At 61.6% G+C, this 14,938-nt stretch carries 12 protein-coding genes and 1 pseudogene; 7 read left to right on the top strand and 6 right to left on the bottom strand.

What is annotated here, in order from left to right:
• Positions 1-65: 65 nt before the first annotated feature.
• The 3 genes from nirD to FHK95_RS16155 all read right to left on the bottom strand — a co-directional run bounded on the left by nirD (position 66) and on the right by FHK95_RS16155 (position 5,175).
• The gene (nirD, locus tag FHK95_RS16165; protein WP_150305671.1) at positions 66-437 is read right to left on the bottom strand and encodes a nitrite reductase small subunit NirD; all 372 of its coding nucleotides are present in this window, start codon (positions 435-437) and stop codon (positions 66-68) included.
• On the bottom strand, positions 434-2,995 hold the full coding sequence (gene nirB / locus FHK95_RS16160; protein WP_150305670.1) for a nitrite reductase large subunit NirB: 2,562 nt from the start codon (positions 2,993-2,995) through the stop codon (positions 434-436). The genes nirD and nirB overlap by 4 nt, the downstream gene beginning before the upstream one ends.
• Before the next feature lie 428 nt (positions 2,996-3,423).
• On the bottom strand, positions 3,424-5,175 hold the full coding sequence (locus FHK95_RS16155) for a potassium/proton antiporter (protein ID WP_150305669.1): 1,752 nt from the start codon (positions 5,173-5,175) through the stop codon (positions 3,424-3,426).
• Positions 5,176-5,346: 171 nt separating this feature from the next.
• Here FHK95_RS16155 and FHK95_RS16150 point away from each other — a divergent pair, with 171 nt between their 5' ends.
• Positions 5,347-5,892, top strand: coding sequence for a glutathione peroxidase (locus FHK95_RS16150; protein WP_150305668.1), 546 nt, complete (start codon positions 5,347-5,349; stop codon positions 5,890-5,892).
• An 18-nt stretch (positions 5,893-5,910) separates the two neighbouring features.
• Here FHK95_RS16150 and FHK95_RS16145 read toward each other — a convergent pair whose 3' ends face one another.
• Complete coding sequence (locus FHK95_RS16145) at positions 5,911-7,854, bottom strand: FUSC family protein (protein ID WP_150305667.1); 1,944 nt, start codon at positions 7,852-7,854, stop codon at positions 5,911-5,913.
• Entirely contained in the window at positions 7,851-8,267 is a 417-nt protein-coding gene (locus tag FHK95_RS16140; RefSeq protein ID WP_206668603.1) for a MarR family winged helix-turn-helix transcriptional regulator, read from the bottom strand. The genes FHK95_RS16145 and FHK95_RS16140 overlap by 4 nt, the downstream gene beginning before the upstream one ends.
• A gap of 225 nt (positions 8,268-8,492) precedes the next feature.
• Between FHK95_RS16140 and FHK95_RS16135 the strand changes: the two genes are divergently transcribed.
• The 4 genes from FHK95_RS16135 to FHK95_RS16120 all read left to right on the top strand — a co-directional run bounded on the left by FHK95_RS16135 (position 8,493) and on the right by FHK95_RS16120 (position 12,036).
• Positions 8,493-9,017, top strand: coding sequence for a cytochrome b (locus FHK95_RS16135; RefSeq protein ID WP_178114826.1), 525 nt, complete (start codon positions 8,493-8,495; stop codon positions 9,015-9,017).
• A gap of 117 nt (positions 9,018-9,134) precedes the next feature.
• Positions 9,135-9,674: a type 1 glutamine amidotransferase domain-containing protein gene (locus tag FHK95_RS16130; protein WP_150305665.1), complete on the top strand. Its 540-nt coding sequence runs from the start codon at positions 9,135-9,137 to the stop codon at positions 9,672-9,674.
• Positions 9,675-9,767: 93 nt separating this feature from the next.
• Positions 9,768-9,989 carry a CopZ family metallochaperone gene (locus FHK95_RS16125; RefSeq protein WP_150305664.1) on the top strand — a complete coding sequence of 74 codons (222 nt, stop codon included), beginning with the start codon at positions 9,768-9,770 and terminating at the stop codon, positions 9,987-9,989.
• Between the two features lie 109 nt (positions 9,990-10,098).
• Positions 10,099-12,036, top strand: a complete 1,938-nt coding sequence (locus FHK95_RS16120) for an alkaline phosphatase D family protein (RefSeq protein ID WP_150305663.1) — start codon at positions 10,099-10,101, stop codon at positions 12,034-12,036.
• Here the strand turns inward: FHK95_RS16120 and FHK95_RS16115 are convergent.
• Positions 12,033-13,127 carry a calcium/sodium antiporter gene (locus FHK95_RS16115; protein ID WP_150305662.1) on the bottom strand — a complete coding sequence of 365 codons (1,095 nt, stop codon included), beginning with the start codon at positions 13,125-13,127 and terminating at the stop codon, positions 12,033-12,035. The two genes, FHK95_RS16120 and FHK95_RS16115, sit on opposite strands and share 4 nt — an antisense overlap.
• A 159-nt stretch (positions 13,128-13,286) precedes the next feature.
• Here FHK95_RS16115 and FHK95_RS20505 point away from each other — a divergent pair.
• A pseudogene (locus tag FHK95_RS20505) lies at positions 13,287-13,994 on the top strand (methyl-accepting chemotaxis protein); the annotation flags it as partial.
• 153 nt (positions 13,995-14,147) lie between these two features.
• Positions 14,148-14,915: a methyl-accepting chemotaxis protein gene (locus FHK95_RS20500; RefSeq protein WP_408003636.1), complete on the top strand. Its 768-nt coding sequence runs from the start codon at positions 14,148-14,150 to the stop codon at positions 14,913-14,915.
• Positions 14,916-14,938: the final 23 nt, after the last annotated feature.

The following is a 14,938-nucleotide window of genomic DNA, read 5'->3' as shown; positions in this document are numbered from 1 at the left end:
GGGGCGGCTAGGGTCTGTTGCCGTTTGATCGCGGTCGCGATGAAACGGCAACAGCCCCTAGGGCATCAAGCCTCGGCGATTTCCACCAGATCGCCGTTGATCCGTACCGGCCAGGCCCGCAGGCGCTGTTCGGGATATTCCAGGCAACTGCCGTCCTTCAGACGGAAGTGCTGCTTGTACAGCGGTGAGGCAATCACCAGTTCGCCCTTGAGACTGCCGACGATGCCGCGCCCGATGACATTGGCGCCGGACTTGGGGTCGCGGTTTTCCAGGGCGAACAGCTGCTCACCCTGGTCCGTGCTGGGCAGGTGAAACAGCGCAACCTGAGCCTCGTCCAGCCAGGCCACCACGCCGGAGTCGGCAACCAGATCGCGGCGTTCGCACAGGGGGCGCCAGCTGACAGCGCGGGCGGTGTTATCGGTATGCAGTTGGGTCATGACGAAGCCTCCTGAGTGACGGGGATCAGCTGTAGTTCAGAGGCGCGGGCCGGGCGGGGCTGGCCGCGCTCCTTGACGAAATGGATGTCTGGGTCGCCGCGCTGGTCATTGACGAAGGTGCGGAAACGCTTGAGTTTTTCTGGATCAGCGAGGGCGTTAGCCCATTCGCATTCGTAGCGGTCGACCACCAGCTGCATCTGCGCCTCGAGTTCAGCGGCCAGATCCAGACTGTCCTCGATGATCACCTCCTTGAGATAATCCAGGCCGCCCTCAATGCTTTCGCGCCACACCGAGGTACGCTGCAGCTTGTCGGCGGTGCGCACGTAGAACATCAGGTAGCGGTCGATGTAGCGGATCAGCGTGGCGTCATCCAGGTCAGTGGCGAACAATTCGGCGTGACGCGGGCGCATGCCACCGTTACCGGAGACGTAGAGGTTCCAGCCGTTTTCCGTGGCGATGACGCCGATGTCCTTGCTCTGAGCCTCGGCACATTCACGGGTGCAGCCAGAGACGCCGAACTTGATCTTGTGCGGTGCGCGCAGGCCCTTGTAGCGATTCTCCAGACGGATCGCCATGCCGACGCTATCCTGCACGCCGTAGCGACACCAGGTGCTGCCGACGCAGGATTTGACCGTGCGCAGCGACTTGCCATAGGCGTGGCCGGTTTCAAAACCGGCATCAATCAACTCGCCCCAGATATCCGGTAGCTGATGCAGTTGCGCGCCAAACAGGTCGATCCGCTGGCCGCCAGTGATCTTGGTGTAGAGATCGTATTTCTTCGCCACCGCGCCCAGGGTGATCAGCTTGTCCGGGGTGATTTCGCCGCCGGCAATGCGTGGCACGATGGAGTAGGTGCCGTTCTTCTGCATGTTGGCCATGAAGGTGTCGTTGGTATCCTGCAAGGGCACCAGCGTCGGATCGGTGATCGGCTGGTTCCAGCACGAAGCGAGAATCGAGCCCACCGCCGGTTTGCAGATATCGCAGCCGATGTGGCCGCGACCATGTTTGGCCAGCAGCTCATCGAAGCGGGTGATGCGGTTCACCCGGACGATGTCGTACAGCTCCTGACGGGTATGTGCGAAGTGTTCGCACAGGCTTTTGTCCACCTCCACTCCGCGGGCGCTCAGTTCATGCTCGAAAACCTGCTTGACCAGCGCCGCGCAGCCGCCACAACCAGTGCCGGCCTTGGTCTGGGCCTTGAGTTCACCGAGATCGGTACAGCCGGCGTCGATCGCACAGCACACCGCGCCCTTGCTGACGTTGTGACAGGAACAGAGTGTCGCGGTATCCGGCAGCGCGTCCGCGCCCAGGGTCGGCGCGCCATCGGACAGTGGCAGGATCAGGCTGGACGGGTCCGCCGGTAGCTTGATGCCGTTCTGCGCATATTGCAGCAGGGTGTCGTAGTAGCTGTTGTCGCCGACCAGTACCGCGCCGATCACCCGGCTGTTGTCGGCGGACACCACAAGCCGGCGGTAGCTGTTGTTGGCTTCGTCGATATAGCGATAGCTTTTCGCGCCTGGTGTGGCGGCGTGTGCATCACCGATTGACCCCACGTCAACGCCGAGCAGTTTGAGCTTGGTCGACATATCGGCGCCAGCGAAGCATTCGTGCTGCGCGCCTACCAGTTGCAACGCCAGGTTGCGCGCCATGCTGTAGCCGGGGGCGACCAGACCGAAGCAGCTGCCATTCCAGGAAGCGCACTCGCCAATGGCGTAGATGGTCGGGTCGCTGCTGCGGAAATCATCGTCGATAATCACCCCGCCACGCTCGCCCACTTCCAGACTGGCACTGCGCGCCAGCGCGTCCTGTGGTCGGATGCCGGCGGAGAAGACGATCAGGTCGGTTTCCAGGTATTCGCCATCATTGAAGTTCATCCGGTAGGCGTATTCCTCGCCCGGGACGATTTCGCTGGTGGCGCGGTTGAGGTGCACACCGACGCCAAGCGCCTCGATCCGCGCCTTGAGTGCGGCGCCGCCCTGATCATCCAGCTGCACTGGCATCAGCCGCGGTGCAAATTCCACCACGTGCGCTTCAAGGCCCAGGGATTTCAATGCATTGGCCGCTTCGAGCCCCAATAAACCGCCGCCGACGACCACGCCGCGGCGGGCGCTGACCGCTGCATCGCGAATGGCATCCAGATCATCCAGCGTGCGATACACCAACCGGGAGTTGCCCTCGGCACCGGGAATCGGCGGCACAAAAGGAAAGGATCCGGTGGCCAGGACCAGCCGGTCATAACGCTGGCGCCCGGCGCTGGTAATGATCTCCTGATTGTCGCGATCGATATCCAGCACCTGAACACCCAGGTGCAGGTGTACGCCATGGGTGTCGTACAGGTCCGGTTGGCACAGGGCCAAGGACTCTGCGTCCCGCCCGCCGAAGTACTCGGAGAGGTGCACGCGGTCATAGGCGCGCTGGCGCTCTTCGCCATATACATGAATATCGTAATGCGCCATGGCGCCGCGTTCGATCAGCTGTTCCACGCAGTGATGGCCAACCATACCGTTGCCGATGATGATCAGCGTTTCGCTCTTGATCGATGAAATACCGGGTTTCATGCTCTGTCCTCAGTCAAGCAATCCGGCGCGCTGCAATGTGTCCGGATTCGTTGTTGACACCTCGGCGCATTCCGGCGCGATCACGCCCGGGATCATCAAAGAACACGGGGCGACTGTCGGAAGGCCTGGCAAGCTTGAGGAGGATTGAGCAAGGAGCATGCCACGCAGGCTTTGAATCGGAGTGGGACACTTCCAAATAATGCCTCGCGCGCCTGTTCATGGGGCCTGCGGCCACACTGAGGCGCTGGGCAAGACTGAGAACAACGGGAAGTCTGGCCCCCGCGGTGGCTGTGGGATGATCCATTTGGGTGCGCCGTCCCGCCCCGCTTCACGCTATTGGTGCGTCAAGCCGGGCGGAAGCCGGTACGTGCTGATCTTGAGTGCAAAACGGGAGTGCGGCTGCTACGCGATGGCGCATCAGTATTGCGTTAGCCAGGCGCTGGCTGGCGCCGCTCGGTCGGCTTTGAGCCCTTGCTTTGACGCAGCAGGCCGACGGTCGCTATCCGCGATCCCACCATGGCCCTGATGCACAGGGTGACTCCCTCCAGCTCCACGCAGGCACCCACCGCAGCGTCGTCTGCCAGTGCTGCCCGGACCAGAGCATCAAGGGTCTGATGGTCGGGCGCCGGAAGATGAATCCCGTACGATCGACGTACATCCTCTACATGCGTGGTTCCCTTGAGCCTGAGTTCGGTTCGCGGCAGCTCATCGCCAAGCGCGTCAGCGGTCTGGGAAAACACGCAGTCGACAAAGGGGCGGATGTCCGGCCGCAATACAATGAACAGATGGTCATCAGCCAGCAGGGTGGTGGAGCCGCGCGGTGGAATGACGTCGTTGTGTCGAGTGATCATCGCCACCACCGTCCCGTCAGGGAGAGCGATCTGGGACAGTCGCCGGCCTGCGACGCGGGAGTTCTCGCCCAGCGTGTACTTGATGATGTCCGCGTCTACGTCGCCAATCGCGGTGATTTCCAGGGTGGCCGCCGGAATGATTGGCGAGGGCTCTGTCAGCCCGAGTTTACGGGCCACCAACGGCAGAGTGGAACCCTGGACAGTCGCCGAGATCAGCACTACGAAGAACACGACGTTGAATAGCAGCTCGGCACCGGGAAGACCGTACATCAAGGGGAAAATAGCCAGAATGATGGGCACGGATCCGCGCAGGCCGACCCAGGAGATCAGCGTGACTTCCCGCATGTTGAAACCGGCCAGTTTAAGCAGGGGCATTACTGCCAGGGGGCGAGCGACCAGTACCAGTACCAGTGAAATCAACAGGCCTTCCAACCAGACGTCCAGCAAGGAGGCAGGATCGACCAGCAGGCCAAGCATGACGAACATGGTGATCTGGCTGAACCAGGCAAGCCCGTCGTGGAACAGAAAAGTGCTGCGCTGAAACACGAAGCGACTGTTACCGACGACGACGCCCGCGATAAATATTGCCAGAAAGCCGCTGCCTTGCAGATTCGCCGCCAGCCCAAAGGCCAGCAAGCCACAGGCGGCAACCATGACCGGATACAGCCCCGACGCTACCAGCTTTATCCGGTTGATGGCCTGGACCGACACCCAGCCAACGCTCAGCCCAACCGCTGCGCCTACACCCATTTGCAGTAGGAACATCTGCAGCAGGCCGGTGCCCGGCTCGAGGTCGTTGACCAGAATCTCGAGCAGTCCAACGGTCAGGAATATCGCCATCGGGTCGTTCGAGGCGCTCTCGATTTCCAGAGTGGATTTCAGTCGCAGGTTGATATGAATCCCGGCGTTGCGAAGCAGCGAGAACACTGCAGCGGCATCGGTTGAGCCCACAATTGCGCCGAGCAGCATGCCTTCCAGCAGCGGTAGTTCGAGGATATAGGCGGCTGCCGCCCCGGTAATGAGCGCGGTCACCAGTACGCCGATGGTGGCGAGCGACGCGGCAGGTTTCCACACCGATCTGATCGAAGCGAAGGGCGTCTGCAGCCCGCCGTCGAAGAGAATCAGCGCCAGTGCCAGGGTGCCCAGCGCGTGAGCGGCTGACGGGCTGTCAAAACTGATGCCGCCGACCCCGCGCTCCCCGGCCAGAATGCCCACGAGCAGAAACAGCACCAGGACCGGCAAGCCCAGCCGTGCCGAAATCTTGCTGGAGCCGATGCCTACCAGAATCAGTATGGCGGCCAGGAGGATAATCTGGTCGATTGCAAACATAGGGTCAGTCTCGTCAAAGGGCTGATAAATGCGCAAAAAATGTTGAGTCCCACGTCAGCGGTCGCGCACCTGCAGTGTATGACCGTGCCAAACGCGATCCTGCAGCTTGCGTGAAGCGGTGAAACCGGTAGAGTCGAAAACCTCTCGGTTCTCACAACAAGGAACATAGCGATGGCGTCAATTTACGATATTCCGGTGCAGTCCATCAGTGGTGATGCGACCACGCTTGCGCCCTACAGGGGCAAGGTATTACTGGTCGTCAACGTGGCATCCAAGTGCGGGTTGACTCCGCAGTACGAAGGCCTGGAAAAACTCTACGAGGACCGCCGCGCCGACGGCCTCGAGGTGCTGGGATTTCCGGCTAATAACTTCAAGGAGCAGGAGCCCGGCAGCGATGCGGAGATTCAGCAGTTCTGTAGCCTGACCTACAACGTTCAGTTCCCGTTGTTCAGCAAGATCTCGGTAGCCGGGAACGACCGCCATCCGCTGTACAGTCAACTGACCGAGGCGCTACCGCGTGCCACCGGCGAAGGCCCAATGCGCGACCGCCTGGCCGGTTTTGGTATCGAAACCAATGCCGAACCAGAAGTGTTGTGGAACTTCGAGAAGTTCGTCATCTCCCGGGACGGCCAGGTCGTGGCCCGTTTCGCGCCGGATGTCGCGCCTGATGACCCGCGCATTCAGCAGGTCATCGACGCCGAGCTAGCCAAGCAGTAAGTCTGGCCGGGCTGGCTCTCAGCCCGCGAGACGCGGCGAACCGGTCATAAAGAATTGCTGGTTCGCCTTCAGGCTCGCTGCCGCAGCCTTCAGTTGAGCGGCGCCAGGCAGATCCGTCTGTTCCAGCCGTGTGGCCAGTTGCGCCAATACCTCCGCACAGCCCTCCGGGTCCCGGTCCAGGCTTGCCATTGTTTTCAGCGCCGCGCGCACCTGGCGCATCTGCTCAACGTTCAAGACGCCATCACGTAGCAACTGCTGCAGGTTGATCAGTGCATTACCTATCCCCAGCACCGCATAGCTGCCGCGGGTTGCACTGCGGGTGGGCTCGCCGACCTTGTTGGTCCAGTGCACCAGTTTCGTCACCCGGTGATACAGGCGTGAGCGCCATAGCTGTTGCTTCTGCGGCGCATCGCCGTCCTCGGCCAGACCGCGCAATTCATGGATCATCATCCCCTTGAGCGTTGCCCGGCGGCGCCTGGCGTCGGTCGGATAGATGAGTCTGAAGGCGATGTAGGCCAGCAGAGGGCCGGCCACCACGGCCATGGCGATGGCCGTCGAGCCGGCCACTGTGCCGGCGAGCGGATAAGCCGGTTGCAGCAACAGCAACAGCACCATGGAGTAATCCATGGAGCCGGCCATGGTACGGTGATGCGCGAAGGGTATGACGATGATCAGAATGAAGGGCATCATCATCAGCACCATCTGCAGTTCCGACTCGGCCATGGGCCAGAGCAGCCAGCGGCAGATCAGCGCAGCGATGGCGCCGATGAACTGCCACATCAGAATGTGACGCATGATCCACGCCGGGTTTTCCATGGTGGAGAACAGGGTGACCATCACCGAGGTGCCGAGCAGCACGTAGGCGCCGACCGGCGAGCCGGACCAGATCCAGCCGATGCCGACCAACAACAACAGTGCGGTGGTTCGGATCCAGGTTTCACGGGCGGCCACCCAGTCGCGGTGCAGGATGAATTGCCTCTTCAACCGGGCGGTATCGGTCTTGCCGGTGCGCACATAGTGCTCACGCTGCTCCAGCGCGCCAATCAACTGCTGCAGTGCATCGGACAGGCGCGGCGCGTCGGCACACAGCGTCTGGGCACGCTTGAGGTGGCCGAGGATGGTCTCGAGCGGAGAATCGGCTTCGATTGCCAGCGCCGCTTCGCTGACTGCGCGGGCGATTACCTGGCTATGTTCACTCTCCACAGGCGGATGCTTGGTCCATAGCATGCCCGCCACGTTAGCCATAAGGATGGCGCGTAGCGAGCGTGCAGAGTGCCGCGACCGTAACGAGCCGGCGCCGTGCGCCTCGAGGGTCTCCTCAATCGCTGCGATCTCGCTCAAGAGCGCGCCTCTGCGGATGGCGGGGGCGGGTTGATCCGCGGCCAGGCGTCGGGTGATGTGTCGCAACGTCTCGCTGGTCACTCGCCGGGCACGTACCCGCAGCTCGTCGTTTTCCCGGTGACGTGTAAAAAGCAGACCGACCAGTAGCGCCACGACAACTCCGGTCATGACTGTGAGCAGGCGGTCCTGACCGAGCGCCAGGATGCCGCCAGAGGGGTCTGCGGTATTGAGCAGCGCAACCATGGAGGCCGAATAACCGGACAACAGCGTGCCATAGGAAGCCAGTCCGCTCAGCGCGTTGCCCGCTCCGGCGCACAGTCCGACCCAAATCACCAGGCCGAGCATCACCGTCAGATTGTCGCCCCCCGCGACGTAGATCAGCAGTATGCCGAAGGCCGTGCCGGCCACTGTACCCAGGGCGCGGAACAGACTCTTCTCGATCAGCATGCCGCGTACGGACTGCGACGCGGCCCACACGGTCATGGCCGACCACTGTGGATGTTCCAGCCCCATCAGCCAGGCCACCAGCAAGGCGAGACAGGCGCCCAGGGCGGTACGCAAAGCGAATGCGAGCCGTTCGGCGTCGAACCCGTGACGCGCTAAACGCAGCCCGAAGGTCATGGGGCGGGCTCCGCAGGCTCCTCAAGCAGGTTCAGCCGACGTTGGATCAATGCCAGGGCTGCGAGCATGGCGTCCAGCTCATCATCGGCCAGGTCCACCAGCATGTCCGACTCGATCCGCTGCAGATGCGTGCGAATGGCGCTGACGGCCTGGCGCCCGGGTGCGGTCAGATACAGGCGTTTGGTGCGGCGATCATCGATGTCCGCGCGGCGTTCGAGCTGACCCTTGGCTTCAAGGCGATCAAGCAATCGCACCAGCGTCGAGCCGTCGAGGCCGACGCGTGCCGCCAACTGTTTCTGACTCAAGCCATCACCGGCTTCGTCGAGTCGAATCAGCGGCAGCCAGCTGGCATCGGAAATACCGGCCGCGGCGAGCCGATGATCAAGCGTGCGCCGCCACAGCCGTGCGGTCATCGCGAACTGCGATCCGAAGCGAAGTCGGGAACTGGATTCAGACATAGTAATTAGATGCTATTCAAACTATTTGGTCTGCATGTTATCGGTCTGACCGCTCTCGGACAAGCGTGAAGCGGCTTGGTCTGCCATGACCAGCCGCTCTGCCACGGCCTTGCGATCGACAGATCCTGTCTATACTCACCGGCATCTGTGCCAGATGCCGCAATCCCAGGGGAGCTCGATATGCTGCACGACACCACCACCCGTTACGGCAGCGTCAGCCGCTGGTTCCACTGGTTGATGACGGTGCTGATCATTCAGCAGTTCTTCAAACTGACCGACCGGATCGGCGAGGGCGAGCATTGGCTGGGCGATAACTTCGGTCCCTGGCACGTGTCTATCGGTGTGCTGGTACTGACTCTGATTGTGCTGCGCATCGCCTGGGTGCTGAGTCAGCTCGGACACCGCCCCGTCCACCGTGGTCCTACCGCCCCCTATGTGCGACTGGGACACTTTGTGCTGTATGCCATCATGCTGCTGATGCCGATCACCGGTATCAGTTACATGCTCGGCAGTGGCTATGGCCTGACTGTCTTCGGCATCGAGCTGGCCGAGCGGACTGACGTCGAAATCCCCTGGTTGTTAGCTATTGGCAGCGTACATTCGCCGCTTGCCTGGCTGTTTCTGGGGATGGTGCTGGGGCACACCATCGCCGCGTTCTATCACCACTGGGCCCTGCGCGACGACACCATGAGACGGATGCTCTGAACCGGAAACGGTGGGGCAGTACGTGCGTCTCTCGAGTCGACTGCGGCAGCTTTGCGCCTGAACTTTCGCTGTCTCCCCTGTCGTAACTGGAACACTGTTACCTAACTGGAGGCTGCAATGAGCAATTCCCTGAACGGCAAACGTGTCGCTTTGCTGGTCACCGATGGCTTTGAACAGGTTGAGCTGACCGGTCCCAAGCAAGCCCTGGAAAGCGCCGGGGCGACCACCCAGATCCTGTCGAATAAAAGCGGCACGGTGAAGGGCTGGAATCACACCGATCCGGCGGATGATTTCACCGTGGACAAGACCTTTGACGCCGCGCAAATCGAGGACTATGACGCCATCGTACTGCCCGGCGGGGTGGTCAACGGCGACAATATCCGTCTGGACGAATCGGCCAAACTACTGGTTAGCGCAGCAGCCGGCGCTGACAAGGTCATTGCGGTGATCTGTCACGGCGGCTGGATTCTAATTTCCACCGATCTGGTTCGCGGCAAGACCATGACCAGCTGGCCTTCGCTGGCGGACGACCTGCGCAATGCCGGCGCCGAGTGGGTCGACAAGGAGGTGGTGGTCGATGGTAAATTGATCAGTAGCCGCAAACCTGACGATCTGGACGCCTTCAACCAGGCACTCGTGTCTGCCCTCGAAGGTTAGGGCGCCGTCAGTCCATGCAGGGCTTGACCTTGACATGGTGTTAGGGTGGAGGATCATGGCCTGCCGGTTGTCGGCCAGACTGAGGAGCCAGATATGAGTACCCTGTTGCTACACGTTGAAGGTATGAGCTGTGGTGCCTGCGTCAAACATGTCACCAAGGCGCTGAACGAGGTGCCTGGGGTGAATGACGTCGTGGTGGATCTTGACGCAGGGCGTGCGACGGTCCAAGGCAGTGCCGAACCATCGGCGCTGACCGCAGCACTCGAGGATGCAGGCTATCCTGCCACCGTGGATGAGTCGGCCAAGCCAGTCTAGGGTCTGGTTCAGGCAGGCGGGTCGCCTGCAACAAAGCCCGGTGTCGTGCATTCAGCCCGGGTATGATTGGCGCCCGGAACTCCATTGGTTGCGCTGAATCAGAGCCTGCATGCCCGATCCTGCGAACGTCGCGTTACCTACCTTACTTACCGGCCCCCTGTTGCGCCGGCTTGCCCCCGAGCGGTTGCTGATATGGCTGGTCGCCACGCGGCCGCTCGACTTCCAGCTGACTGTGCAACCGACAGGCTCCGCTGAGCGAACCATTGTGCTCGACGCTCGAGCATGCCGCAGAATGCCGGTCGGCCGCCATGCCTGGATTCATTTGCTCGACGTCACCATGGATCCTCCGTTGCCGGTCGATACTGAGGTGGAGTACGACCTGTTGTGGCAGGACGAGAGCAGCCAGCAGCGGCTGTCCACCCAGCTGCCCTATCTGTGTCACAGCGGGCGGCACCGGCCTGCATTCGTAATCGCATCGAATAATCGCAACCTGTTGCACGGCTCCTGCCGTAAGCCGCATTTCGACGGCTTGGATGGGCTGGTACGCGCCGATGCGTGGCTGGCGGAGCGTCTGGACCAGCCGGAGCAGCGGCCCGCCTGGCTGATCATGACCGGCGATCAGGTATACGCCGATGATGTTGCCGGGCCGATGCTGGTGGCCATCCATCAACTGATCGAGCGTCTCGGTCTGTTTGATGAAACGCTGGAAGGGGCCACGGTTGCGGACAGTCAGGCGCTGTATAGCGCAGAACACACCTACTACCAGCGTGAAGAATTGCTGCCCGATGTAGAGTCGAGCAGGGCAGTGCGGCGGCGCTTCTTCGGTGGCGCGCGAAAGCCAATCTTCACCTCGGCCCACGCGCAGAATCATCTGATTACGTTCGCTGAAACCATTGCCATGTATCTGCTGGTCTGGTCCCCCGAGCCCTGGCAGCTGGTGGACATGACCGAGCCCGCATTGCCTGCGGAGTACCGCGAGGCATTTGCGCGTGAGCGAGGAATTCTGCAGGCATTCACCGCCGGCCTACCCAGGGTGGCGCGGCTGCTGGCGCATCAACCATCGCTGATGATCTTCGATGACCATGATGTGACCGATGACTGGAATCTGTCCGCGGAATGGGAAAGCACCGCATACGGTCATCCCCTGTCCAAGCGCATTATCGGCAATGCGTTGCTCGCCTATCTGGTCTGCCAGGCCTGGGGCAATGCGCCGGACCGCGTCGCTGACGCGATCGATCAACTGGACGCCCTGTTGCGTTCGGTCGGCCCGGATGGCGGGTTGGACCCGGCTCGTCAGGATGCCTGTATCGAATCGCTGCTCAGGTTTCAGGGCTGGGAATACCAGGTGTCGGGAACCCCGCATCTGTTGGTGCTCGACACCCGCACCCGGCGCTGGCGCAGTGAACGCGACCCGGCACGACCCTCGGGCTTGATGGACTGGGAAGCATTGATCGAGATGCAGCAGGCGCTGTTCGATAAGCCAAGCGTGGTCGTCGTCTCGCCTGCCCCGATGTTCGGGGTGAAGCTGATCGAGATCATCCAGAAGCTGTTTACCCTGGCCGGCAAGCCCTTGCTGGTGGATGCGGAAAACTGGATGGCCCATCGCGGCGCAGCGCAGGTGATGCTGAATATCTTTCGTCACTCGCGCACCCCGGGTAATTACGTGGTGTTGTCCGGCGATGTGCATTATTCCTACGTGTACGACATCCGTATCCGGCATCGTCGGGAGGGGCCGCATATCTGGCAGATCACCAGCAGCGGGCTGAAGAATGCCTTCCCGGACACCCTGCTGGACTGGCTGGATCGCCTCAACCGCTGGCTCTATGCGCCCTGGTCACCGCTGAACTGGCTGACCAAGCGCCGACGCATGCATATCACGCCACGTGATCCCGAAGGCGCCAAAGCCGGCGAGCGCCTGTGGAATGGCACCGGCGTCGGCCTGGTGAGACTGGACGAGCAAGGACGCCCGGCAGAAATACGCCAGCTCGATGCACGCGGCCCCGAGGTGCTGTTTCCATCCGTCCGCACACCCGAGGGCAAGTCTTAGCGGGCGGTTTTCTGCAGCTGCCAGGCGCGGCCGCCAATGATGATCAGAGTGACGACTGTCAGCGGCAGTACGTAGCCCAGCATGGCGTCACCGAAGACCTGCGCGATCGGACGACCGGCTGAAAATACCACCAGATAGAAGGTATAAGCCCCGTAGTAGGCGAGAAACAGTAGACCTTCCCAACGGTTGATGCGATAGCCGGAAAAGAAGATCGGCAGGCACGCCACGGCGACGGCAATCATCACCGGGAAGTCGAACATCAAGGCATTCGCCGCGACCAGAACTGGCGCTGGCGACACCAATGCCGCCAGGCCGAGCACGCAGAGCAGGTTGAAAATATTGCTGCCAACGATGTTGCCCACTGCGATATCGCGTTCACCGCGCATCACCGCCAGCACGGAGGTGGCGAGCTCCGGCAGGGACGTGCCTATCGCCACCACGGTCAGCCCGATGACCAACTCTGACAGGCCCAGCGCTCGTGCCAGGCTGACCGCGCCGGTCACCAGAAAATTCGAACCGGAAACCAGTAACACCAGACCGACCAGCACCAGCGCCAGGTTGATCGCCCAGGCGTAGGGTTTCGGCGCTTCGTGCAGCCCGTATTCCTTGTCGAATTCGTCATCTGCAGCGTTCTTCTTGTCGCGGCGACTGCTGATGATGAGAAAGGCGGTATACGCCAGGATGCATACGAAGAGTATCGCCCCGTCGAGCTTGCTGAGTGCGCCGTCCCATGCCAGGGCAAAGGCCAGCAGGCTGGCGCCGATCATGATCGGCACATCCAGTCGAATAAGCTGGCGCGACACCACCAGCGGGGCGATAAGGGCCGTCACACCGAGAATGAACAACACGTTGGCGATATTGCTGCCCAGCACGTTGCCAATGGCCAGATCGCCACTGCCATCCAGCGCAGCCTGCACACTGACCGCGGTTTCCGGTGCGCTGGTGCCGAAGGCAACCACGGTGAGACCCACGATCAAGGGCGGAATGCCGAACTGAGCGGCCAGTTTGGCTGCTCCCTTCACCAGTATTTCCGCGCCAGCCACGAGCAGGATCAAACCGGCGATCAGATAGCCGAACGTCATCAAGGTCATGCAGAGTGCTCCAGTAATTGTGTCGCCAGTATAGTGTCGCTGCAGCCGTCTCGTAAGCGGCCAAGCGAGCCTCTTCAGCTTTTATTTTTTCGGTGCCCGATGGCTCAAGTTCGGTGCTTTGCGGCCGAAACCCAGAGTACATCCTTGCAATAGACACTCATGATCATGGCTATATCCTCTTCGCTTCGTACGCAAACCCTGGTGTTGCTCGTCGGCAGTCTGACCTTGATGGTCCTGGTGGCGCTGGCCAGCTTCAGCACTTTGTCCAATGGCATGAGCAGCTACCGGGCGCTCGTCGACGGGCCGCTGCAGGCATCGAGACTGGTTAATGAAGCCAATCTGGCGTTCAAGGGACAGGTCCAGGAGTGGAAAAATGTCCTGCTGCGCGGGGGTAACGGCCAGGATATGGCGCGGTATTGGGCGCAGTTTGAGAAGGAAGAACAGCGGGTCCAGATGTTGCTGACCGAGATCATGGCCCTGGATATTGAGCCTGAGGCGCGCCAGCAGGTCGAACAGCTGCGTTCGGAACATACGCGCCTGCGCGAGGGATACCGTACCGGCTTGCAGGCCTTTCGCAATGGCGGTTTTGATCCCCTTGATGGCGATCGCAATGTGCGCGGGATCGATCGCGCGACCAGCGAACAGATGACCGCTCTGGTAGGCATGATCGAAAGCCATGCCGCCGAACAGGGCGAGGTGATTGGTGCCCAGGCCAGCCGGGCGATCTGGATCGGTATCAGTCTGTTGCTGGGCTCGGCGTTGCTGATCTGTCTGCTGAGCGTCTGGCTGGTGAACCAGCGTCTGGTGGGTCCCATTACCCACCTGATCAGCCAGATAGAGCAGCTGGCCAATGGCCGTATTGGCCAGCCGATCAAGACCGGTCGCAGTGACGAGTTGGGTACCCTGGCAACGGCTGCAAACCGGCTGCGCGAGTTTCTTGCAGACACCTTCCGCAAGCTTGAACAGAGTACCGGTGAGCTCGACAGGGCCAGCGGCGAACTCAACACGGTGGCGACACGCATGACAGACGGCGCCCGCGAACAGTTCTCGCGCACCGATCAGGTGGCTGCGGCCATGCAGGAAATGTCAGCGACGGCCGCCGAAGTGGCCCGGCACGCCGGCGATGCAGCCGCGGCGGCTGACTTGGCCGATGACCACACCCGCCAAGGCGAGCAGGACATGAGCCAGACCATTTCGGCCATGCAGTCGATGCTCGGTGAGATTTCTCGCACTGCCGAGATCATCGGACAGCTCGAAGGCGACAGTCAGCGCATCGGCAAGGTGCTGGAAGTCATTCAGGGCATTGCCGCGCAAACCAACCTGCTGGCGCTGAACGCGGCGATCGAAGCGGCACGCGCAGGTGAAGCCGGGCGGGGTTTCGCTGTGGTGGCCGATGAGGTGCGTACCCTGGCCCAGCGCACTAGCGCATCAACCGCCGAAATCCAACAGATTATCGACAATGTCCGGGATGGTGCAGAGCACGCCGCCCGCGCCATTGAGGGCGGTCAGACCAGCAGCCAGACAGGTATGCGTCAGGTGAACCTGATGGGCGACCGCTTGCGTCAGATAACCCTGTCGGTCGAAGCGATTCGCGACATGAATCGCCAGATCGCGACCGCCGCCGAGGAGCAGACCAGCGTCTCGGAGGACATCTCGCGCAACATCACCGAGATAACCGATATCGCCGCGAACAACCAGCGCGATGTGGAGCGTACGGCCACGGCCAGCGCCAGCCTGCACGAGATGTCCAACGAACTGGGTGCCCTGACCAAGCGACTGTCTGTCTGATTGCCTGCCCAGCGGGCCGTCGG

Origin of the sequence: Pseudomonas saliphila (assembly GCF_008638345.1) — a bacterium.
Taxonomy (GTDB): Bacteria; Pseudomonadota; Gammaproteobacteria; order Pseudomonadales; family Pseudomonadaceae; genus Halopseudomonas; species Halopseudomonas saliphila.
Note: the sequence above shows the minus strand (reverse complement) of the source record. Positions and strands in the feature narration are given on the sequence as shown.

What these genes read in the sequence shown, in the direction of transcription:
- FHK95_RS16155 (WP_150305669.1), bottom strand. Translation starts at nt 5,175, where the DNA reads ATGTTTGCAATCGACCAGATTATCCTCCTGGCCGCCATACTGATTCTG.
- FHK95_RS20500 (WP_408003636.1), top strand. Translation starts at nt 14,148, where the DNA reads ATGACAGACGGCGCCCGCGAACAGTTCTCGCGCACCGATCAGGTGGCT.
- FHK95_RS16150 (WP_150305668.1), top strand. Translation starts at nt 5,347, where the DNA reads ATGGCGTCAATTTACGATATTCCGGTGCAGTCCATCAGTGGTGATGCG.
- nirB (WP_150305670.1), bottom strand. Translation starts at nt 2,995, where the DNA reads ATGAAACCCGGTATTTCATCGATCAAGAGCGAAACGCTGATCATCATC.
- FHK95_RS16115 (WP_150305662.1), bottom strand. Translation starts at nt 13,127, where the DNA reads ATGACCTTGATGACGTTCGGCTATCTGATCGCCGGTTTGATCCTGCTC.
- FHK95_RS16120 (WP_150305663.1), top strand. Translation starts at nt 10,099, where the DNA reads ATGCCCGATCCTGCGAACGTCGCGTTACCTACCTTACTTACCGGCCCC.
- nirD (WP_150305671.1), bottom strand. Translation starts at nt 437, where the DNA reads ATGACCCAACTGCATACCGATAACACCGCCCGCGCTGTCAGCTGGCGC.
- FHK95_RS16135 (WP_178114826.1), top strand. Translation starts at nt 8,493, where the DNA reads ATGCTGCACGACACCACCACCCGTTACGGCAGCGTCAGCCGCTGGTTC.
- FHK95_RS16140 (WP_206668603.1), bottom strand. Translation starts at nt 8,267, where the DNA reads ATGACCGCACGGCTGTGGCGGCGCACGCTTGATCATCGGCTCGCCGCG.
- FHK95_RS16125 (WP_150305664.1), top strand. Translation starts at nt 9,768, where the DNA reads ATGAGTACCCTGTTGCTACACGTTGAAGGTATGAGCTGTGGTGCCTGC.
- FHK95_RS16145 (WP_150305667.1), bottom strand. Translation starts at nt 7,854, where the DNA reads ATGACCTTCGGGCTGCGTTTAGCGCGTCACGGGTTCGACGCCGAACGG.
- FHK95_RS16130 (WP_150305665.1), top strand. Translation starts at nt 9,135, where the DNA reads ATGAGCAATTCCCTGAACGGCAAACGTGTCGCTTTGCTGGTCACCGAT.